Genomic DNA, 20267 nt, shown 5'->3' with positions numbered 1-20267 from the left:
GCCGTTAATGGAGTTTCTTTATGACAGTACCACTACTCAATGCCCGCGACATGGATTTCCTGCTATACGAATTCCTGGACACAGAAGGACTACTGCAGCGGCCCCGTTATTGCGAGCACAGCCGCGAGGTGTTTGACGCTACCCTGGAGACGGCAAAAACCATCGCCGAGAAATACTTTGCCAATCACAACCATAAAGGGGACGAGCAGGAGCCGACCTTTGACGGTGAGAAGGTGCAGATGATCCCGGAAACCAAGGAGGCCTGGGATCATTTTGCCGACGCAGGCTTTCTGGCCGCCCACTATGACTTCGAAGACGGCGGCATGCAGCTGCCAGAGATCATACTGCGCGCCGCGATGGCCTACTTCAGCGCCGCCAATACCGCCACCGCCGGCTATCCCTGCCTGAGCCTGGGGGCGGCTAACCTGATCCAGAGCTTTGGCAGCGATGAGCAGAAGGCCAAATTTATTCCCCCCATGCAGGAGGGCCGCTTCGCCGGTACCATGGCGATGACAGAGCCGGGTCAGGGCTCGGCGCTGGCGGATATCACCACCAAGGCGGTGCCACAGGCCGACGGCAGCTACCGGATCACGGGCCAGAAGATGTTTATTTCCGGTGGCGATCAGAGCATCACAGAGAATATCATTCATATGACCCTGGCGAAGATCGAGGGCGCGCCTGCCGGCGTCAAGGGGATCTCCCTGTTTATCGTGCCTAAGTTCCTGGTCAATGACGATGGCTCCCAGGGGGAGCGCAACGACGTGGCCCTGGCCGGTCTACTGCATAAGATGGGCTTTCGCAACACCACCTCTACCGTCTTGTCTTTTGGCGAGAAGGGCGGCGCCGTGGGTTACCTGGTCGGCGAGCCTCACAAGGGGCTGGCCTACATGTTCCAGATGATGAATGAGGCGCGCATCTTTGTCGGCAGCACGGCGGCAGTGCTGGGCTACCAGGGCTTCAATGCCTCCCTGGAATACGCCCGTGAGCGTCCCCAGGGACGTCTGCCATCGAACAAAGATCCTGAGTCCAAGCAGATCCCTATCGTGCAACATGCCGACGTGCGCCGCATGTTGCTGGCGCAGAAGGCCTATGTGGAAGGCTCGCTGGCGCTGTGTCTGTATGCCAGCTCGCTGTTTGAAGATAGTCACACGGCGGATACCCAAGAGGCTCGTCAGCAGGCCTTCATGCTGCTGGACCTGCTGACGCCCATCGTTAAGTCCTGGCCCTCAAAGTACGCCCTAAAGGCCAACGATCTGGCCATTCAGGTGCTCGGTGGCTCGGGTTATATCCGCGAGTATCCGGTGGAGCAGTATTATCGCGACAACCGCCTCAATCCAATCCATGAGGGCACGGAGGCGATCCATGGCCTGGATATCCTGGGGCGCAAGGTGCCTATGGGGAACATGGCCGCCTATGAGCTGTTCGTGAAGGCGGTGGAAGCCACCGCCGCCGAGGCCGCCACAAGAGAGGCGACGGCCGAGATGGGGAATTCCCTGCTCGCGGCGCTTGGCAAACTAAGCAGGCTCAATGCCGTGCTGCTGCCCATGCTGGCCAAAGACCCTGATCTGGGCCTGGCCAACGCCACCCTGTATCTGGACGTGTTTGGCCGCATCACCGCCAGCTGGATCTGGCTACAACAGGCTAATATCGCCGCGGCCAAGTTGGCCGAAGAGGGCTCTCTGTCTGTCGATGACGCTAACTTCTACCAAGGTAAGCTGCAGGCGGCACGTTACTACCTGGAGTGGGAACTACCTGAGATCGACCCGCAGATCGCCCTGCTGGAGAGTTATAACAGTGTGCCCTTCGATATGCAGGACGCCTGGTTTCAGGCCTAGGCTTGCTCAAGGGCTGCCTAAGGCGTGGCCTTAGATAACTCATAGCAAACAATGCCAGTCGCGTGTGCTCACCGACTGGCATTTTGCTATCTGGCGCCAAGGTATTGCTCGAGTGCACAGGTTACCCTGGCAGCCCGCTGTCGGCGCCGAGTTGTGAGCTGACTGGGGAACTGAATAGGTGATAGTGGGAAGTGATAGTGGGAGGGGGCGCAGGCATTGAAGACGCCAGTGCCAGGAGAGAGGGATAAAAAAAGCCAGCCTGTGCGTCGCACTGACTGGCTTTGGGCTTATCTGATACCGGTAAAATGAGTTGTTTGACAGCCTTAGGATTTACCAGGTATCGATACAGTTACGTTTCTTGCCGCTGCGCTTCTCGGGTTTTGGCAGGCAGGCCAGGCCGCGAACGATCCACTCACGGGATTCCATGGGATCGATCACCGCATCCAGCTCCAGATAGCTGGCGGTATTGATGGCGCTGCCATGGCTGTAGAGCTTATCCACCATGGCCTTGAAGGTGGCTTCGCGTTCATCTGGGTCGGCTATCGCCTCCAGTTGTCGCTTGGCCGCGATACGCACCGCACCTTCTATGCCCATGGCACCAAACTCGCCACTTGGCCAGGAGGCGGTAAACACTGGTGCGGTGAAGCCGCCTCCCGTCATCCCCATGACGCCCAGGCCATAGCCCTTACGCAGCACCAGGGCAAACAGAGGCACAGTGCTGTTAGCGCCGTGGACGAAGAGGCGGGAGATATGGCGCACCGTGGCGCGTTTTTCCGACTCAGGGCCCACCATGAAGCCCGGGGTGTCGCACAGGGAGATCATAGGAATGTCGTGGGCGTCACACAGCTGGATAAAGCGGGCCAGTTTGTCGCCGGCATCGGCATCTATGGCGCCGCCGAGGAAGCGTGGGTCGTTGGCGTACAGGCCGTAGGCCTTGCCCTCGATACGCACCATGGCGGTGATCATATTCTTGGCAAACTCGCGCCTTAGCTCCAATACCGAGTCCTTGTCACACAGGGTGTCGATCACTTCACGAATGTCATAGATGGCCATGCGGTTCTCGGGGATCAGGTGGCGCAATTTGCGCTGATCCGCCACCTGCCATTCGCTCAGGTCCCCCTGGAAGTAGGAGAGGTACTTCTTGGTGACCGCAACCGCCTCGGCCTCATTCTCTACCAGGATGTCGATCACCCCGTTGGGGCTGAGTACCGACGGCGGCCCAACCTCTTCGGGTTTATAGACGCCCAGGCCGCCCCCTTCGATCATCGCAGGCCCCGCCATGCCTATGCTGGCCTGACGGGTGGCGATGGTGAGATCGCACACGCCGTAGAGGGCCGCGTTACCGGCAAAGCAGTTCCCGGCGGCGATACCCACGGTGGGCACCAAACCTGACAACTCACCCAGGGAGGAGAAAGTGTGCAGGTTCAGGAAGGCCACACCAGGGTAGTCGGTATCCGAGGGGCGCCCACCGGCCCCCTCGGCGAAGATCACCAGTGGCAGTTTCCACTTCTTACAGAGTTCCAGCAGGCGGTCGGTCTTCTTGTGGTTGACCAGGCCCTGTGAGCCCGCCATGACAGTGTAGTCGTAGGACATCACGGCGCAGCGCGCGGCTTCATCGCCGAAGCTATCGGCGTTGACTGTACCTATGCCGGTGATCTTGCCATCGGCTGGGCTGATCTCCACCAACTTGTCGATGGCATGCTTCTGCCGCTGGGCGGCGATGGCCAGCTGGCCATATTCGTTAAAGCTGCCTTCGTCGAGGAGATCGTTAAGGTTTTCCCGAGCGGTGCGCTTGCCCTCGCTATGGCGTTTGGCCACGGCCTCGCTGCGGCTCTCATCTAAAGTCTTGTCCCTGCGGTCGAAGAACTCGGCCAGGTTAGCGCGAATATAATCGAGATCGATCTCCATCTCGGTCTGACCGCCGGTGACCGAGACTTCGCCCGGCTGAATCACCGCCAAGATCTGATGCTCGTCGATCACCTCGCCGATATTGCCGGTTAGCACCTCGGTGACGGTACCTGCGTGCTCAGATTTTACCGGGATCTCCATCTTCATCGCCTCGATGACGGCGATCTCCTGGCCGGCGTATACCTCATCGCCAGACTCGATATTGACCTGCACCAGAACGCCTGCGGTGGGAGACTTGACCCCCTCACAGCCGGCGGGAATATTCACCGCCTGCACCGTTTCTTGCTGGTCGCTGGCGATGTTGAAGAAGTGCTCGTGGTGGTCATCATCGGCCAACAGCTCGGCCATGTGCCCCTCGACGAAGCGGGTGCTGAGACGGTTGTGCTGCACCTCTTCACGCTGCAGCAGGTTCATCAGTAGCGCCTTGTTGCTCTGCACCCCGTCGATATTCAGGGCCTTGAGGCTGAGGTAGACCTTGTTCAGCGCGGCGCCGTAGTCTTCGCCCTTGGCGATGATCTTGGCGCCCAATGAGTCGTAGCTGGGGCTGACCTTGTAACCTGCGTACAGATAGTCATCCACGCGCACGTTATGGCCGTTAGGTACCTGGTAGGCCTTGATCACCCCAGAGGCAGGCTTAGTGCTGCCGTCAGGTAACATCTGCTCCAGGTTGATGCGGGCCTGAATGGCGCAGCCGCGTTTGACCGGTGCTTCAGTCAGTGACAGCTCCGCCAGCGTCTTACCGGCGGCGAGCTGTATCTGTAACTTGACCAGGTTCAGGCCGGTGATCTCTTCGGTGATGGTGTGCTCCACCTGGATCCGTGGGTTGATCTCCATGAAGTAGAACTTGCTGTGATCGTCTGCGTCCAGCAGGAACTCAAAGGTGCCAAGGCCCTGGTATTTCACGTCGCAGGCGAGCTGCAATGCCGCCTCGATGATCGGCATGCGCGTCGCGTCGTCAAGGCTTGGGCTGGGGGCGATCTCCAGCAGCTTCTGATTACGGCGCTGCAGCGTGCACTCGCGCTCCCAGGCATGCACCGCGGCGCCCGTGCCGTCACCCAAGATCTGCACCTCGATGTGACGGGCGTGTTGCACCAGTTGCTCCACATACAGCTCGCCGCTGCCGAAGGCGATAATTGCCTCCTCGCGGCACTGACGATAGGCCTCGGCCAGATCCTCATAGCGGCTGACGGGACGCATGCCGCGCCCGCCGCCGCCGGCCAGGGCCTTGATCATCACGGCAGCGCCATCACCCAGGCTGGTGAAGAAGGCTTGCACCTCTTCCAGGCTGCAGGGCTTGTTGATGCCGCCGGTGAGCGGTGTGTCTGAGCGCAGGGCGGTTTCCCGGGCAGTGGCCTTGTTGCCCAGCAGATCTAAGAGCTCGGCCGATGAGCCGATGAAGCAGATCCCTTCTTCCTGACAGCGACGCGAGAAGCTGCTGTTCTCAGACAGGAAGCCATAGCCTGGGTGCACGGCATCACACCCATGGGCCTTAGCCACGGCAATCAGTTGCTCGATATCCAGGTACGCCTTGACGCCGCGGCCCTGGAGGGCCACGGCCTGATCAGCCTTCTTGGTATGCAGCGACTGACTGTCGTCTTCGGCGTAGATTGCCAGGCTGTCGATGCCCATATCGGCACAGGTCTGTGCGATACGGATAGCGATTTCACCTCGATTGGCAATCAGGATCCGATTAAAAACACGTGTCATAAACTTTTCTCCAGATCCACCTTACGGATCTTGCCGGTGGCGGTCATAGGTAATCTCTCCTGGATGCGGATCTCAGGCACCTTGAAGATGGCCATGGCATTCACACACCAGGCCTGCAGGGACTCTTCGGTCTCATCGCAGCCGGGCTTTAGGGTAACGAAGGCCACTGGCACCTGACCCTTGCGCTCGTCGGGGCGACCGACGACGCCGCATGAGGCGATGGCCGGATGTTGGCCCAGCATGCTTTCCACCTCGGTGGGGAATACGCTCATGCCGTTGACCTTGAGCATCTCCTTGCGGCGGCCCAGATAACGGAAGAAGCCTTCCTCTGTGATCATTCCCAGATCGCCGGTGCGGTACCAGCCACCCTCTTCAAACAGGTTTTTGTTCAGATCTGGCTTATTCCAGTAGCCCGTGAGCAGGGTTGGGGTGCGGATCTGAATCTCGCCTTCCACGCCCAGGGGCATGAGCTCGCCAGTGACAAAGTCACAGATCTTGATCTCTGTGCCGGGGACGGGCAGGCCAAGGAATGCCGGGTCGAAGGAGAGATCCATGTCGTCTACCTGGAAGCCGCGAGTGAAGGTGTCGCAGGTGTGGGTCTCAGTCATGCCATAGGCCACCTCGAACAGTGTGGTGCCGGTCAGCTCGCGCCAACGTTGACGGTAGTCTCTATTCAGTTTCTTGATGAAGGAGATGCAGGGCACTGTGGTTAGCGAGGTGAGGTCGAATTGGTGGAGCTGAGGGTGGTTGAGGATCTCATCCACGCTGTCTATCAGCATGATGGTCATATTCACCTTGTGGTGGTGAACCAGTTCCATAAAGGCCTTGGTATCCCAGCGGGCCATCAATACCAGAGTCGCGCCCGAATACAGGGGGAGCAGTAAGCCTGTGTCTTCGCCGGCAATCCAGAATTCCGGCAGAAAGCTGAGCATCACCAGATCTGTGCCTTCGGGGCCGACCTCACCAAAGGTGACCGGATAGTAAGAGGCCATGGTGCCTATCATGTTGCGGTGGGTGTGCATCACGCCCTTGGGCATGCCGGTGGTGCCGCTGGTGTAGTTGATGGCCGCAAGGTCGTCCAGCGCCGGGATATAGTCCAGCACTTCCTTAGACGCGTTATCTATCGCCTCGAAGAAATCGATGATGCCATCTGCCAAGGGGGTCTTGGGGATCTCAAACAGATCTGGCAGCACGGCGGTGATGGCGCGGGGCCTGACATCGGTATAGCTGGTGGTGATGATGTGCTCTATGCCCAGCTCCTGGCAGACGGGGCGCATGGTGGGCAGCAGGGCGTCGTAGCATAGGGCGACCTTAGGTTGACTGTCACCCAGCTGGTGGCGCAGTTCCATCTCTTTCGACAGTGGGCTCACAGGCATGTGCACGGCGCCGCACTTTAAGATGCCGAGAAAGGCGATGTGAAACTGCGGGCAGTTGGGCATGAATACGGCTACCCCGTCACCCTGGCCCACGCCAAGCCCTCTGAGGACGTTAGCAAAGCGGGTGCTCATCTCATCCAACTGGGCGTAGGTCAGCTCATAGCCGTAGAACTGAATGGCCACCTTGGTAGGGGTGAGCCTCGCCCAGGCGGAGAGATACTCGGTGACCGGCTTTTCGCCATGGGGGTAGATGGGCTCCCGTGGTGTGCCTTTGGGCCATCTAGCGGCTTGGAGTGCTTTGACCTGCTGGAGATAGGTTTGCTCGTTCATGTTTCTGCCTCGCTATTGTTGTTATGGGCCGGTACCGGTCATATCGTGCTAACTCATGATTAGCCCTAGGGCACCACCTGGCGTTTTCGATTCAAGTCAACCCAGTCCTTGCAGCCGGAGCCGTTAACTGTCCTGCTTGAAATTTCTTATAGTCTTGTTGACGCTGAAGCGCCTTATCCCGCGGCTGTTTTGACCATGATTTTGGTCGGCAGCCATCTGTGGATTTCGGCATTAGGCATTACTTATACAGCAAATGTATAATTACAGTAACTATAAAAATATGTCAATTATGATGTTAATACTTACGACTTATTGTTAAATTAATTTACATTTGGGGTTGTGCGAACGTGACATCTCAGAGGCGGATCAGGCTTGGCGACGAGCTAACTAAAGTTCGTTTTATCAAGGCAGTAAGTTAGAATGCCGGGATATTTTTCATGTGCTTTCGAAAAAAAAGCGTTTTTAAGAAAAGTGTTTTCGAGAAAAGCGTTTTCACTTGAAGCGTGCTCAAGGTGAGGTTTTAGGTGGCGGACGATATGGCAGAAAGTAAGGCTGAGGGGAAGGTAGAGGGCATGGCAGAAGATAAGGCTGGCGTTAAAGCTGAAGGTAAGAGAGCCGAGATGAGTCTAAGAGAGCGTAAGAAGCAGCAGATGCGTCAAACCCTGCTGGATATCGCCGAGGAGCTTTTTTCGACCTTGCCCTTCGAGGAGGTGATGGTCGATGAGATCACCGCAAGGGCCAATATCAGCCAGAAAACTTTTTTCAACTACTTTCCCAGTAAGGCACAGTTGCTGGAGGAGCTGCTGCTGAGCTGGTTGCGCCAGGTTAACCTCTGGCCGCTGCATACCGAAGGCGTGACAGATATTCGCTCGGCGCTAGTACCGCCAAATTTGCCTCAAATTCAGGAGTGGGTGATTGCCCATCGCCATGTGTTGCAGATTATCATGCGCCACACAGAGTTATTTTCTTCAGTCTATTATTCGTCTCAGGTGCCTGCCGGCAAAAATTTGCTGTTCCCGCCCGAGTATCGTCAGCCGCGGGTGGACAGGGTCAAGTGGGCACAGGAGTTGGGGCTCATACGCGGCGATATCGCTCCACAACTCGTCTGTGAGATGTATGACCTGCTTCGTGTCGATATAGTGCAGCGTTGGCTGTGTATGCCCGACGAACAGGCTAACGGCGAGATTTATAAGCGCACCTACGAAGAGATGGTGGCCATCTTCTTCCGCGGACTGCAGCCCGACAGTAACTAGTCTGAACCAGGCCGGTCGTCAGTTAGCTTGGTGATCGCCTCTTCTTGTTTGGTGCAAAGCCAGCCTCGGGAAAATCCCTCCACGACGAAAGCGCGCCCTATGGCGCGCCTTACCTTTTAACAAGTATCTACTGGCCGCGAGTTAGCTACACGGCCATTCACCGATTAACCGTCTGCTAAGCCTGGTATTGGGCGAAGGTCTTGCCTTCTCTCACCAGCTGCTCCAGCAGGGGCGCAGGCTTAAACCACAGCTCTCCCTTATCCAGGGTGTCGCGGTACTTGTTCAGCGCCGTCAGCACCGTCTCCAGGCCTATCTCGTCGGCATACTGCATGGGGCCGCCACGGAAGATGGGGAAGCCGAAGCCGTAAGCCAGCACGATATCGATATCGCTGGCCCGCAGGGCGATGCCTTCCTCCAGGATCCGCGCCCCTTCGTTGATGATGGGGTAGATGGTACGCTCGAGGATCTCCTGGTCGCTTATCTGCTCAGGCGAGCGGCGGGTCACGCCGAACTTCTTGGCGGCCTCTGCGGCCAGTTCCAACACCTCCGGGTCCTCCTGCTTGTCGCGTCCCTCATAGATATAGAGGCCGCGACCCGTCTTCTGGCCATAGCGCTGCTTGGCGTAGAGCTTGTGCAGTATGGCGAAGTGGCTGGGGTCCAGATCTGTGGTGAATGCCTTGCGATCTTCCCGGGTCAGGATGCCCACGTCGATACCCGCGAGATCGACCATTGAGGGCAGCCCCATAGGCATACCGAACTCTGAGTGTACCTTGTCTATCTGCGCCGGACTCGCCCCTTCGAGGATCAGCGACATGGACTCACGCAGGTAAGAGTCGGTCGCCCGGTTGCCGATAAAGCCCCAGCAGACGCCTGAGACCACAGGAACTTTCTTGATCCGCTGTGCCAGCTGCACAGTGGTGAGCAGGGCATCCGGCGCCGTCTTGTTAGCGCGCACTATCTCCAGCAGCCTCATCACGTTCGCCGGGCTGAAGAAGTGTAGGCCGAGCACGTCCTGAGGCCGCGAGGTCACCGCCGCTATCTCGTCCACGTCCAGGGTGGAGGTGTTGGTGGCCAGTATGGCGCCGGGCTTACAGGTGGTATCCAGGGTCTTAAATACCTGCTTCTTGATCTCCATCTTCTCGAACACGGCTTCGATCACCAGGTCGACATCGGCGATGTCGGCATAATCTGTGGTGCCGCTGAGCAGCGCCATACGCTCATCGAGCTGAGCCTGACTCAGCTTGCCCTTCTTCAGGGTATATTCGTAATTCTTGCGGATCACCCCAAGGCCACGCTCAAGGGCCTCGCCGTTGAGATCCAGGAGCTGTGTGGGGATCCCTACGTTGATGAAGTTCATGGCGATGCCGCCGCCCATGGTGCCAGAGCCTATCACCGCCACCTTGCGGATCTCGCGGGTCGCCGTGGTTTTAGGGTCTATGCCAGGGATCTTGGCAACGCCACGCTCGGCGAAGAACAGATGTTGCTGGGCGCGGGCCTGGGGCGTATTCAGGCACTCCATGAAGAGCTGATGCTCACGCTTAAGGCCCTCGGTCAGCGGCAGTTCACAAGCCGCTTCCACCGCCTGAATGCAGCGCTCGGGGGCGTAGTAGCCGCGGCTACGCTTAGCAATGGCGGCGCGAAACTCGTTAAAGATCTCGCTGCTGACTTTGCTGGTGTCCACGCTCATCTCGAAGCAGCTGCGCTTAGGCTTGTGCTGCGCGACCAGCTCTTGGACAAAGTCGACCGCAGCCTGGATGAAGTCGCCGCCTTCTTGATACAAATTATCGATCACGCCTGCTTGTAACATAGCCGCGGCTGTGAGGGGACGACCACTGGTGATCATCTCAAGGGCCAGCTGAACGCCACCGATGCGGGGCAGGCGCTGGGTGCCGCCGGCGCCGGGCAGGATGCCGAGATTAACTTCGGGCAGGCCCAGCTTGGCCGCAGGCAGGGCGATGCGATAGTCGCAGGCCAGCGTCAGCTCACAGCCGCCGCCCAGCGCCAGGCCGTTCACGGCGGCGACAACCAGCTTAGGAGAGTTCTCCAGGGCATCGCAGACCTGAGGCAGGTTGGGCTCGGCGAGGGCGTCTTCGGAAGAGAATTCACTGATGTCGGCGCCGCCGCAAAACAGCTTACCCGAGGAGGCGAGCACTATGGCGTCGACCGACTCATCGGCTTCGGCTCTCTTGAGATCGGCCAGCAGGTGGGTGCGCAGCGCCAGCCCCAGGCTGTTGACCGGCGGCTGGTTGAGTACGATGACGGCGGTGCGTCCATGAATTTGATACAGGGTGGCGTTCGTCATAGGGATACCCTTGTTATTGTTGTGAATGAGGATCAGATGGCAGAGACGCCACCATCGATGGCAATGGCCTGGCCTGTCATAAAGCCGTTGTCCGGGTTGACCATGTGCAGCATGGCGCTGACCACTTCGTTTGGATCGGCCAGGCGGCGCATGGGCACGGCGCGGGTCAGCTGCTCGATTAGCGCGGGATCTACCCCCTCGGTCACCATAGGCGTCGGGGTGAAGAAGGGGCAGATAGCGTTGACCCGAATGCCTTTGGCGGCAAACTCCAGCGCCGCGGTGCGGGTGATGCCCACCACGGCATGCTTGGCGGCCACGTAGGGGGTCAGCTTGGGGGCGCCGTTAATGCCGGCCATAGAGGCGACATTTAAAATCGCCCCACACTTATGTTGCTGCATCAGGGGGATCTGCGCCTTCATGCCGAAGAACACCCCCTTGGTATTGATGGCGAAGCTAAGGTCCATGTCGGCCTCTGTGGTGTCCAGCAGGCTCTTCATGGGCGCAGAGATACCGGCATTGTTGATGGCGATATCCAGGCGGCCAAAACTATCCTCGGCCAGCTGAGCCAGGGCCTGCTGATCGGCCTCTATGCTCACATCACAGCGCAGACCGACCGCGCACTCACCCAGTTCGCTGCACAGGGTGTCGAGCGCCGTTTCGTTAATATCGCCCAGCACCAGCTTGGCGCCCTGAGGGGCCAAACGTTGGGCCAGCAGCTTGCCAAAACCGCTGGCGGCGCCTGTGATCAGCACCACCTTACCTTCAAAATTCGACTGCATTGATTCTTCCTCTGTTAGAGCGTCAGGCCGCCATCTACCACCAAGGTTTCGCCCGTGGTGTAGCTGCTGGCATCGCTGACTAGGTAGAGCACGGCGCCAGCCATCTCGTTGGGCACGGCGTGGCGGCCCATGGGGATCCTGGCGATCAGCTGCTGATAGATCTTGTCGTTACTGAACAGGGCGCCGGCAAACTGGGTCTTGGTGAAACCGGGCAGCAGGGCGTTGCAGCGGATCCCAAGCGGGGCGCACTCCTTGGCAAAGGCCTTGGTCATGCTGACCACGGCCGCCTTGCTGATGGAGTAGATCCCCTGCATCTCCCCGGGCTGCAGCGCATTGACCGAAGCGGTGTTGAGGATCACCCCGTGGCCCTGCTCGCGCATCATGCGACCCGCGGTGACCGACATAAAGAAGTAGCCCCTCAGGTTCACCTCCATGGTCTTGTTGAAGGCATTGAGATCCGTATCGAGAATATGGCCGAAGTAGGGGTTGGTGGCGGCGTTGTTGACCAGGATATCCAGCCTGCCGTGTTTGGCCTGGATCTGCTCGAAGGTGGCCTGGATGGCCTCGAGATCCCCCACATGACAGGCCATCGCCTCGGCGCTGCCGCCATTGTCGATGATCTGCTCGGCCACCGCCTGGCAACCTTCGGCCTTGCGGCTGGCGACAATCACATGGGCGCCATAGGCGGCCAACAGCTCGGCGATGGAGGCGCCTATGCCACGACTGGCACCGGTTACCAGGGCGATACGCCCGCTTAGGTCAAACAGTGATTTATTATCCATGGCGTTACTCCTTTATCTGATCGGCGATGGCTTCCAGCGCCATTTCCGCCAGTGGCCCTACATGCTGGCCCAGCTCGGCGGCGTTCTTGTTGGAGGCATTGCCATCGATGGCACGCTTGGCGACGCCCTGGATGATGGCGGCCAGGCGGAAGAAGCTAAAGGCGATGTAGAAACCGAAGTTGTCTATCTTGTCTATGCCGGTGCGCTGGCAGTAGCTGTTCACATAGGCCTGCTCATCTGGGATCCCAAGCTCGGCCAGGTCTTTACCGCGAAGGCCAGACACAGTGCCTATGGCAGGCATGCGCATCTGCATGCAGAGATAGCCAAGATCGGCAAAGGGGTGGCCCAGGGTCGAGAGCTCCCAGTCCAGCAGGGCGACGGCTTTTGGCTTAGTTGGGTGGAACATCAGGTTGTCCAGTCGGTAGTCGCCGTGAACCAGTGATACCCGGCCGTCATCTTGTGGAATGTTACTGCCCAGCCAGGTCATCAAGGCTTCCATCGCCTCAATATGACCGGTCTGCGAGGCGCGGTATTGGCTGCTCCAGCGGTCGAACTGGCGCTGAAAGTAGTTGCCGGGCCGGCCGTAATCGCTAAGGCCCACCTTGTCGATATCGACGCTGTGCAGCGCCGCTAATACCCGGTTCATCTCATCGTACAGCTGGCCACGCTCCTCGCGGCTCACCTCGGGTAGGGCGGCGTCCCAATAGATGCGCCCCTCGCAGTACTCCATCAGGTAGAACATTGAGCCTATGACGCTGGTGTCTTCACAGAGGTGATACACCTTGGCCACCGGCACATCTGTGTCGGCCAGCGCCTTGAGCACCCGGTACTCGCGATCCACCGCATGGGCGGATTTGAGCAGCTTGCCTGGTGGCTGGCGGCGCAGCACATAGGTGCCAGACGCCGTCGTCAGCTTGAAGGTGGGGTTAGACTGGCCTCCGGCAAACTTCTCGATCTGCATTGGCCCCTTAAAGCCGGCTACATGGGCCTCGAGATAGGGCTGGAGTGTGTCGAGATCCAGACTCTCTACGGCGCGGTTCATGATACGGCTTCCTGATTTTGGCTGCCGAGGTGAGCGGCATGAATGTCGCGGGCCAGGTTACGACCCAGCTGCATCATATGCACCTGGTCCGGGCCGTCGGCCAGACGGATGGAGCGGGTTATTGTGTAGGCCTTGGCCAGGAAGAAGTCCTGACTCAGACCACCGCCGCCGTGGATCTGAATGGCGCGGTCGATAACGGCGCAGCCCATGTTGGGGGCGACAATCTTGATCATGGCGATCAGGTCTTTGGCGGCCTTGTTGCCGCCCTGATCCATCTTGGCCGCCGCCTTGAGGGTCAGCAGGCGTGCCTGCTCGATCTCGCAGGCCGACTTGGCGATGGTTTCACGTACAGACTGTTGCTTGCTCAGTGGCTTGCCGAAGGCGATGCGGGTCTCGGCCCGTTCACACATCTGCTCCAGCGCGCGCTGGGCCAGGCCCACGGTACGCATGCAGTGGTGAATGCGGCCTGGGCCGAGGCGGCCTTGGGCGATTTCGAAGCCGCGTCCTTCACCCAGCAGCATGTTGCTTACCGGCACGCGGACATTGTCGTAAATCACCTCTGCATGGCCCTCGGGGGCATCGTCATAGCCAAACACCTTCATGGGGCGTACGACCTTGACCCCAGGGGTGTTGGCCGGCACCAGTATCATAGACTGCTGAATGTATTTGTTGCTGTTATCGGGGTCTGTCTTGCCCATCACGATATGGATTTGGGTGTGATTGTTACAGGCGCCTGAGATATACCACTTGCGGCCGTTGATCACATACTCGTCGCCGTCGCGGACGATGGAGGTCTCGACGTTGGTGGCATCGGAGGAGGCGACATCGGGTTCTGTCATGGAGAAGGCCGAGCGGATCTCGCCATTTAGCAGGGGCTGCAACCAGCGTTCCTGTTGTTCCTTATTACCGTAGCGGGCCAGCACCTCCATGTTACCCGTGTCTGGCGCGCTGCAGTTAAACACCTCTGAGGCCCAGTAGACTCGGCCCATGATCTCGGCCAGGGGCGCATATTCAAGGTTAGTCAGGCCTGGACTGAATTCACCATAGACTTGGGGTAGGAAGAGGTTCCATAGGCCGGCGTCTTTGGCCTTGGCCTTCAGCTCGGTAAGGATGGCCGGTGACTCCCAGCGATCGCCTTCTTCGACCTGTTGCTCCCACAAGGATTCGTTGGGGTAGATGTGTTCATCCATGAAGGCCAGCAGACGTTCGCGCAGCGCTTGTACTTTGGGTGAGAATTCGAAGTTCATGGTAGATTCCTTTAGCTGTAGCTGACCGAATCCCATCGGTCTGGGCGATCCAGATGGGGGGTGGCATTGATGCCAGTAACATAGGTGGTAGTTTCAGAGAAATAACAGTGGGTGATCCCCGAGTTCTTGCTCTGTAAATTTAAGTTGATAACCGTCTGGGCACCAAAGCCCATGATTTGGCTCAGGGCAACGCTGATGGCGCCGCCCGAGGTGGCAACCAGTGTGTTGCCCTTAGACTGACTGCGGGCAAAATCCAGCCCGTCGGCCACCCTTTGCTGAAAGTCCTGCCAGCTTTCCAGCGCCACCTCGGCGGGCAGGGCGTTCTCCGACCAGGCCAACATGGCGAGCCTGAGGCAGGAATACACCTCGCGGGGATTGCGCCAATCCCTGATGGCGTGCTGCGGGGCTGCCTCGCCGAAGCCTTTCAGTAGCGTCACAAAGTCAAACTCATTGAAGCCAGGGTGGCATTCAAATTCAAGGCTGTGCTCAAGCCCTTGGCAGATCGCCTCGGCCGACTGGCGATGGCGCGCCATATCGCCGCAGATGATGCGCTCGAAGCGGACGCTGCGCTCTTTGAGGTACTCACCCAACCAGAGGCACTGCTGGGTGCCCAGGTTTGAGAGCTGATCATAGTTGGCGCTGCCAAAGGAGGCCTGACCGTGCCGGATAAGATATAGCGCTGCCATCAGTCTTGTTCCGAGCCCTGTTAGGCGACTTCAAACAGGCCGGCCGCACCCATGCCGCCGCCGATACACATGCCGACGACCACATATTTGACGCCGCGGCGCTTGCCTTCGATGAGCGCATGGCCCACCAGACGCGAGCCTGTCATGCCGTAGGGATGGCCGATAGAGATACCGCCGCCGTTGACATTGTAGCGGGCGGGATCGATGCCCAAATGGTCGCGGCAATAGAGCGCCTGCACCGCGAAGGCCTCGTTGATCTCCCACAGCCCGATATCATCTATGGTCAGGCCGTGCTGTTTCAGTAGCTTAGGGATGGCGTAGATGGGGCCTATGCCCATCTCTTCCGGCGCGCAGCCAGCCACCGCAATGCCGCGGTAGATGCCAAGTGGCGCCAGACCTCGCTGCTCGGCCAGTTTACGCTCCATTACCACACAGGCGGAGGCGCCGTCGCTGAGCTGGCTGGCGTTACCCGCAGTAATGAAGCCACCTTCGATCACAGGCGACAGATTTTGCAGGCTCTCCATGGTGGTCGATGGGCGATTACACTCGTCGCGGTCCAGGGTCACCTGCTGGTAGGAGATCGCCTTGGTCTCGCGGTCCTGAATCGCCATGGTGGTGGTGAAGGGCACGATTTCGTCGTCGAAGTAGCCGGCTTCCTGGGCGGCCGCGGTGCGCTGCTGCGACATCAAGGCATAAATGTCCTGAGCCTCGCGGCTGACGCCATAGACCTTGGCCACGTGCTCGGCGGTCTTCAGCATTGGCATGTAGGCGTGGGGCTCGAATTGCATCACCTTGGGGTCGGCGTTATCGGCGGCCCACTTCATATATTCATTCTGTACGGCGGTGATATTTTCCTGGCCGCCGGCAACCACTATCTGCTGTTGATCGACGATGATCTGTTTCGCGGCCATGCCGATGGCCATCAAGCCCGATGAGCATTGACGGTCTATGGTCTGGGCCGAGACGGTGTTAGGCAGGCCGGCGGCAAGCACGGCGTTGCGGGCGATGTTCATCCCGGCGGTGCCGGCGGTGAGCACCGTGCCCATGATGGCATCATCTATCTCGCCGCCCTCGACCCCGGCGCGCTGGACGGCGTGCTTGATGCAGTGGCCCAGCATGGTAGGGGACTTGGTGTTGTTTAACGATCCGCGAAATGACTTTGCCATCCCGGTGCGGGCGGTGGATACAATTACGGCTTCTCTCATCTTGGGCTCCCTAAACTAGTAGCGGATTGATGCTCAATCCTCGCATCTTTAATAATGGTTTAGACCGTTCGTTGGCGATCTTTGCGTTGAAAAAAGTATAGTGGCTGTACTAATATTTACGTACTTTATTATTTTGATACCTTGCTATTCATGTGATGTATATATCCAGCTGCCAACGGGAGCGTCTATGCGCCTGCAAAATGTTGATTTGAATCTGTTTGTGGTGTTCGACGCCATCTACACCGAACGCAATCTAACCCGGGCAGCGGAGCGCCTCTGTATCACTCAACCCGCGGTTAGTAATGCTCTGAGCCGCCTGCGAACCAGCCTCAACGACCCCCTGTTTATCCGCACTCCCAAGGCCATGATGCCCACGCCCGTGGCAGAAAATATGATAGGCCAGGTGCGTGAAGCCCTGAAGCTGCTGAGCAGCAGCATGCAGCTTGGGGACAGCTTCGACCCCCTGCTTGCAGAGCATCACTTTCAGCTGGGAATGTTCGATGTGACCGAAGAGACCATGTTGCCATCCCTGCTTGCCGCCTTGCAGGTGCATGCGCCCAGGCTGTCTATCTCCAGCTATCCGGTATCGCGGGAGGAGATGCTCAAGGAGTTTGTTTCCGGCAGGCTGGATTTGGCCATCGACGCCCCCATAGTCACCCATCCCGACCTTTACCATCATCCACTGGTTACTGTGCCCTATGTGTGCCTGGTGAGGAAGGATCATCCTGAGGTTGGCGACTCCCTGACGTTGGAGCAGTATTTGGCCCTCTCCCATGTTCATGTCTCCAGCCGCCGTCAGGGGGTAGGTTATGTCGACGCCGCGCTTAACCGTCTCGGTAAGCATCGCAACATTCAGGTACGCACCAAGCATCATCAGGCCGCGCCCAAGCTGGTGGCCGAGACGAATCTGGCGACCACAGTACCCGAGAGCCTGGCGAAAAATACCGACCTTAAGGTGCTTAAGCTGCCCTTCGAGGTGGAGCCGATAGAGTGGCATCTCTACTGGCATCGCAGCGCCGATCAGGATAACGCCAACCGCTGGTTGCGGGAGTTTATTACTGCGCTGATGCAGGGGCAGGGGTAGATCAAATTGGTTTTCTTTAGCCTGTAGCGCTTGCCGAAATGGTGCTTGGAGGGGGGATTGAAGTTCGTACCTTCATGGTTACTTAACGCCTGCCCGGCGAGGGATGTGCAGATACGCCTGTGAGACGCCGTGAATAAATCCCTTTAGGCTCTACCGAAACATCCCTGTTTCGGAAGCTCACCGGCGTATCTACACTCGGTATCTATCGTCTCTTCGATTTGGCATTGTCTATTGCTGGCGTGGTGCCTTTGAATGAATAAGTCGTAAGGCTGAATTTTTCGATATCTGGGTTTGAACTGGGGGAGGCTCGGTTTTTTTGAGTGCTTTCTTAGTTGTTTGTGAGATATAACTCTGATAACCAATTGCCGCTATTGAATAAATTGGTTTTTAGGCGGCTGGGTGTCGCCTCTTTGATGTTCACGCTAGCATGCGGCTACAAAGATATAGCTAATTCACAGTAAGGAGTGATTCGATTCATAGCTAAGTGGTTAAGGGTACAGGGATTATGTATAAAGTTGGCATCGTGTTGTTTGATGACTTTACCGACGTAGATTTCTTTTTGATGAATGACTTGCTGGGAAGAACCTCTGATAGCTGGACGGTCAGGATACTCGGCACTAAACCTGAGCATCATTCACAGCTAGGGATGACGGTGAAGACTGACGGTCATGTGTCTGAGGTAAAGGAGCAAGATGTCGTCCTCATCACCAGTGGTTACCGAGGTATTCCCGCGGCGTTGCAAGATGAGAATTTTATGTCTGCCTTAAAACTCGACCCGAGCAGGCAGTTGATTGGCTCAATATGTGCGGGCTCCTTTGTGCTTCATGAGCTGGGGTTACTGAAGGGGAAGAAGCAAACGACAAACCCTGATGCTAAGGCGGTTCTACAAGGTATGGGCGGTGATGTTCAGGATCTACCCCTGGTGATAGAGGGGAACATAGCAACCGCTGGTGGCTGTCTTTCTCTCCTCTATCTAGTGGGCTGGTTAGCCGAGCGTTTGTTTGACTCGGCTAAACGCAAACAGATCCAGAATCAGTTGATCCCCGCAGGGCAAATGGAGATATTCGAAACGCTTATTTCCGAGACTATCCAATCGGCGGAATCCGCCTATGAGTATCGCTTAGCGTGTGAGAGTGATGCCGAGTCTTTGGTGGTATAGGGAGTAAGGCATGCGTAGGCGTTAGCTGGTAAGAGTTAGATTCAGAAATAAATAAATGGAGTTATATGAATTTTCTGAAGCAATTGATCATGAAACCACTGGAAGGCTATCTAGATCTAACCGCTTGGTTAATCTTTGCATGGCTGTACTTTCAAATCGTACTTTCTGCAACCGCAATTTTTTGTATGTTGAGTGTATTTGGATTTTATCTTTTTGACTTCGAAACCGCCTTAAATATCTGCTACGGCACAGCTGGTGTCGGCGCTGTTGCGGGTGTTGTTTGGGCCGAGAGAGTTCGTAAGACACTCGGAATCATTACTTTTCATGCGTACCTTCTTTCAACTCCCGAAATTGAAGGTTGGCGTGATAAGCATGGAAACGTCATTCGTAAATGGAACAAACAGGGGAGTCATTAGGGCGTCCTGTTTGATTAGCATTTGGTGACATGCTGTACGTCTTCAGACCTGCATGGATGCTGGAGAGGCGATTGAAGGTCGTACCTTCGCTGTAATTAATAGCCTGCGGCTCGCTTTTGTGCAGATACATCTGCTACACGCCGTGAATACTTCCTTGTAGGCTCGACGATGGCATCCCTGCCATCGACGTCCGCAGATGCATCTACACTCGGTATCTATTGTCTCTTCGATTTGGCGGTATTTGGTGTGAATAGCGAATCTAAAAACTGGATCAGTATACAGTCATATTAAAATCATTAGGGTTTTGAACGATTTTCGCTCTATGTTCGTGCACGTTTTCTCATTTAAGTTTAAATTAATATCTTTAAAGTCAACTGCTTAGATGATTTGTTAAATAGATAATAGGTTTGGAAAACGCGCATGCGCGTTTTCCCAGATGGATTACTTATATGAAAAGCGGCAAAACGCTGATAAGTTCATTACATACAGATAGTTAACTGTGCGCGTTTTCACTGGTCCAACGAGGTAAACGCGCATGCGCACTAATAAAATGTTATGTGCTCCGGTAGAAATATGGATAACCTGAAAAATTCGATTATGGCACTTGCTGCATCAGCAAAAGTCCAAGAGGCACTTTATCCAAGTTTCTCGGCTGTTGGCGATGAGTTGGTTCTTGAGTTTGGTGAATGCTTAGACAACTTGAAAGTTAGCGACTTAACACCTGAACAAGCAGCATCTATTGAAGCGTTAGATGTTTTCATTATTCAGCATTCAGGTACGCAATTCTCAGCCATGTACCTTGAAAATAGTGCTCTATATGAAAATCCTAATTGGGATGAAATTAGGTCACTTGCCAAGCTGGTTGCTAAAGAAATGGGTTGGTCACTATCCGAACCAGTCAAACAAAAGCATAGAATTGTAACTGGTTAGCTGAGAGCACATAACAAACGCATTAATGAATGGACGCCTTACGCTTGGCTGGCGCTCGTTCTTCGCTGATTTTAGCCAAGCATAATCCGCCCATTATGCGGGCGCTGGGGGATCCCCTCATAATTCAGGTCTCCCAGCAGTGTGAACCAACTTGATGTATTCATGCATTGCCCAGCGTAAATGCTGCGCTGTTATTCGATAGTTTTTCCTTCGCCGAACTTCTTTC

At 56.9% G+C, this 20267-nt stretch carries 15 protein-coding genes; 6 read left to right on the top strand and 9 right to left on the bottom strand.

Annotation, left to right across the window (positions count from 1 at the left end; all coding sequences use genetic code 11):
• Positions 1 to 20 precede the first annotated feature (20 nt).
• Positions 21 to 1835 (top strand): acyl-CoA dehydrogenase, encoded by a 1815-nt coding sequence (locus GNT65_RS15880; RefSeq protein ID WP_160797979.1) that lies wholly within the window; start codon positions 21 to 23, stop codon positions 1833 to 1835.
• A 330-nt stretch (positions 1836 to 2165) separates the two neighbouring features.
• Here GNT65_RS15880 and GNT65_RS15875 read toward each other — a convergent pair whose 3' ends face one another.
• Positions 2166 to 5450 (bottom strand): carboxyl transferase domain-containing protein, encoded by a 3285-nt coding sequence (locus tag GNT65_RS15875; RefSeq protein ID WP_160797977.1) that lies wholly within the window; start codon positions 5448 to 5450, stop codon positions 2166 to 2168.
• Positions 5447 to 7156, bottom strand: a complete 1710-nt coding sequence (locus tag GNT65_RS15870; RefSeq protein ID WP_160797975.1) for an AMP-binding protein — start codon at positions 7154 to 7156, stop codon at positions 5447 to 5449. The genes GNT65_RS15875 and GNT65_RS15870 overlap by 4 nt, the downstream gene beginning before the upstream one ends.
• Positions 7157 to 7692: 536 nt before the next feature.
• On the opposite strand from GNT65_RS15870, the gene GNT65_RS15865 reads away from it, so the two are divergent.
• Positions 7693 to 8409, top strand: a complete 717-nt coding sequence (locus GNT65_RS15865; RefSeq protein ID WP_160797973.1) for a TetR/AcrR family transcriptional regulator — start codon at positions 7693 to 7695, stop codon at positions 8407 to 8409.
• Positions 8410 to 8584: 175 nt separating this feature from the next.
• Here the strand turns inward: GNT65_RS15865 and GNT65_RS15860 are convergent, their stop codons facing one another.
• The 7 genes from GNT65_RS15860 to GNT65_RS15830 are packed head-to-tail and all read right to left on the bottom strand — an operon-like array spanning position 8585 to position 16452.
• On the bottom strand, positions 8585 to 10711 hold the full coding sequence (locus GNT65_RS15860) for a 3-hydroxyacyl-CoA dehydrogenase NAD-binding domain-containing protein (RefSeq protein ID WP_160797971.1): 2127 nt from the start codon (positions 10709 to 10711) through the stop codon (positions 8585 to 8587).
• 32 nt (positions 10712 to 10743) lie between these two features.
• Entirely contained in the window at positions 10744 to 11490 is a 747-nt protein-coding gene (locus GNT65_RS15855; RefSeq protein WP_160797969.1) for an SDR family NAD(P)-dependent oxidoreductase, read from the bottom strand.
• 14 nt (positions 11491 to 11504) lie between these two features.
• The gene (locus GNT65_RS15850; RefSeq protein WP_160797967.1) at positions 11505 to 12272 is read right to left on the bottom strand and encodes an SDR family oxidoreductase; all 768 of its coding nucleotides are present in this window, start codon (positions 12270 to 12272) and stop codon (positions 11505 to 11507) included.
• 4 nt (positions 12273 to 12276) lie between these two features.
• The gene (locus GNT65_RS15845; protein WP_181006329.1) at positions 12277 to 13314 is read right to left on the bottom strand and encodes a phosphotransferase family protein; all 1038 of its coding nucleotides are present in this window, start codon (positions 13312 to 13314) and stop codon (positions 12277 to 12279) included.
• Complete coding sequence (locus GNT65_RS15840; protein ID WP_160797965.1) at positions 13311 to 14561, bottom strand: acyl-CoA dehydrogenase family protein; 1251 nt, start codon at positions 14559 to 14561, stop codon at positions 13311 to 13313. The genes GNT65_RS15845 and GNT65_RS15840 overlap by 4 nt, the downstream gene beginning before the upstream one ends.
• Before the next feature lie 11 nt (positions 14562 to 14572).
• Positions 14573 to 15247 (bottom strand): histidine phosphatase family protein, encoded by a 675-nt coding sequence (locus tag GNT65_RS15835; RefSeq protein ID WP_160797963.1) that lies wholly within the window; start codon positions 15245 to 15247, stop codon positions 14573 to 14575.
• A gap of 20 nt (positions 15248 to 15267) precedes the next feature.
• Positions 15268 to 16452 (bottom strand): acetyl-CoA C-acyltransferase, encoded by a 1185-nt coding sequence (locus GNT65_RS15830; protein WP_160797961.1) that lies wholly within the window; start codon positions 16450 to 16452, stop codon positions 15268 to 15270.
• Between the two features lie 187 nt (positions 16453 to 16639).
• Here GNT65_RS15830 and GNT65_RS15825 point away from each other — a divergent pair, with 187 nt between their 5' ends.
• From GNT65_RS15825 to GNT65_RS15810, 4 genes are all read left to right on the top strand, one after another.
• A complete protein-coding gene (locus GNT65_RS15825) occupies positions 16640 to 17536 on the top strand; it encodes a LysR family transcriptional regulator (protein ID WP_160797959.1) in 897 nt (298 codons plus the stop codon).
• A 505-nt stretch (positions 17537 to 18041) separates the two neighbouring features.
• Positions 18042 to 18695 carry a DJ-1/PfpI family protein gene (locus tag GNT65_RS15820; RefSeq protein ID WP_160797957.1) on the top strand — a complete coding sequence of 218 codons (654 nt, stop codon included), beginning with the start codon at positions 18042 to 18044 and terminating at the stop codon, positions 18693 to 18695.
• A 65-nt stretch (positions 18696 to 18760) separates the two neighbouring features.
• Complete coding sequence (locus tag GNT65_RS15815) at positions 18761 to 19111, top strand: hypothetical protein (RefSeq protein ID WP_160797955.1); 351 nt, start codon at positions 18761 to 18763, stop codon at positions 19109 to 19111.
• A gap of 573 nt (positions 19112 to 19684) precedes the next feature.
• A complete protein-coding gene (locus GNT65_RS15810; protein ID WP_160797953.1) occupies positions 19685 to 20041 on the top strand; it encodes a hypothetical protein in 357 nt (118 codons plus the stop codon).
• The last annotated feature ends 226 nt before the right edge of the window (positions 20042 to 20267 follow it).

It is taken from the genome of Shewanella insulae (assembly GCF_009831655.1).
Classification (GTDB): domain Bacteria; phylum Pseudomonadota; class Gammaproteobacteria; order Enterobacterales; family Shewanellaceae; genus Shewanella; species Shewanella insulae.
Note: the sequence above shows the minus strand (reverse complement) of the source record. Positions and strands in the feature narration are given on the sequence as shown.

Coding starts and splice junctions, on each gene's coding strand:
- GNT65_RS15880 (WP_160797979.1), top strand. CDS start 21: ATGACAGTACCACTACTCAATGCCCGCGACATGGATTTCCTGCTATAC.
- GNT65_RS15875 (WP_160797977.1), bottom strand. CDS start 5,450: ATGACACGTGTTTTTAATCGGATCCTGATTGCCAATCGAGGTGAAATC.
- GNT65_RS15870 (WP_160797975.1), bottom strand. CDS start 7,156: ATGAACGAGCAAACCTATCTCCAGCAGGTCAAAGCACTCCAAGCCGCT.
- GNT65_RS15865 (WP_160797973.1), top strand. CDS start 7,693: ATGGCAGAAAGTAAGGCTGAGGGGAAGGTAGAGGGCATGGCAGAAGAT.
- GNT65_RS15860 (WP_160797971.1), bottom strand. CDS start 10,711: ATGACGAACGCCACCCTGTATCAAATTCATGGACGCACCGCCGTCATC.
- GNT65_RS15855 (WP_160797969.1), bottom strand. CDS start 11,490: ATGCAGTCGAATTTTGAAGGTAAGGTGGTGCTGATCACAGGCGCCGCC.
- GNT65_RS15850 (WP_160797967.1), bottom strand. CDS start 12,272: ATGGATAATAAATCACTGTTTGACCTAAGCGGGCGTATCGCCCTGGTA.
- GNT65_RS15845 (WP_181006329.1), bottom strand. CDS start 13,314: ATGAACCGCGCCGTAGAGAGTCTGGATCTCGACACACTCCAGCCCTAT.
- GNT65_RS15840 (WP_160797965.1), bottom strand. CDS start 14,561: ATGAACTTCGAATTCTCACCCAAAGTACAAGCGCTGCGCGAACGTCTG.
- GNT65_RS15835 (WP_160797963.1), bottom strand. CDS start 15,247: ATGGCAGCGCTATATCTTATCCGGCACGGTCAGGCCTCCTTTGGCAGC.
- GNT65_RS15830 (WP_160797961.1), bottom strand. CDS start 16,452: ATGAGAGAAGCCGTAATTGTATCCACCGCCCGCACCGGGATGGCAAAG.
- GNT65_RS15825 (WP_160797959.1), top strand. CDS start 16,640: ATGCGCCTGCAAAATGTTGATTTGAATCTGTTTGTGGTGTTCGACGCC.
- GNT65_RS15820 (WP_160797957.1), top strand. CDS start 18,042: ATGTATAAAGTTGGCATCGTGTTGTTTGATGACTTTACCGACGTAGAT.
- GNT65_RS15815 (WP_160797955.1), top strand. CDS start 18,761: ATGAATTTTCTGAAGCAATTGATCATGAAACCACTGGAAGGCTATCTA.
- GNT65_RS15810 (WP_160797953.1), top strand. CDS start 19,685: ATGGATAACCTGAAAAATTCGATTATGGCACTTGCTGCATCAGCAAAA.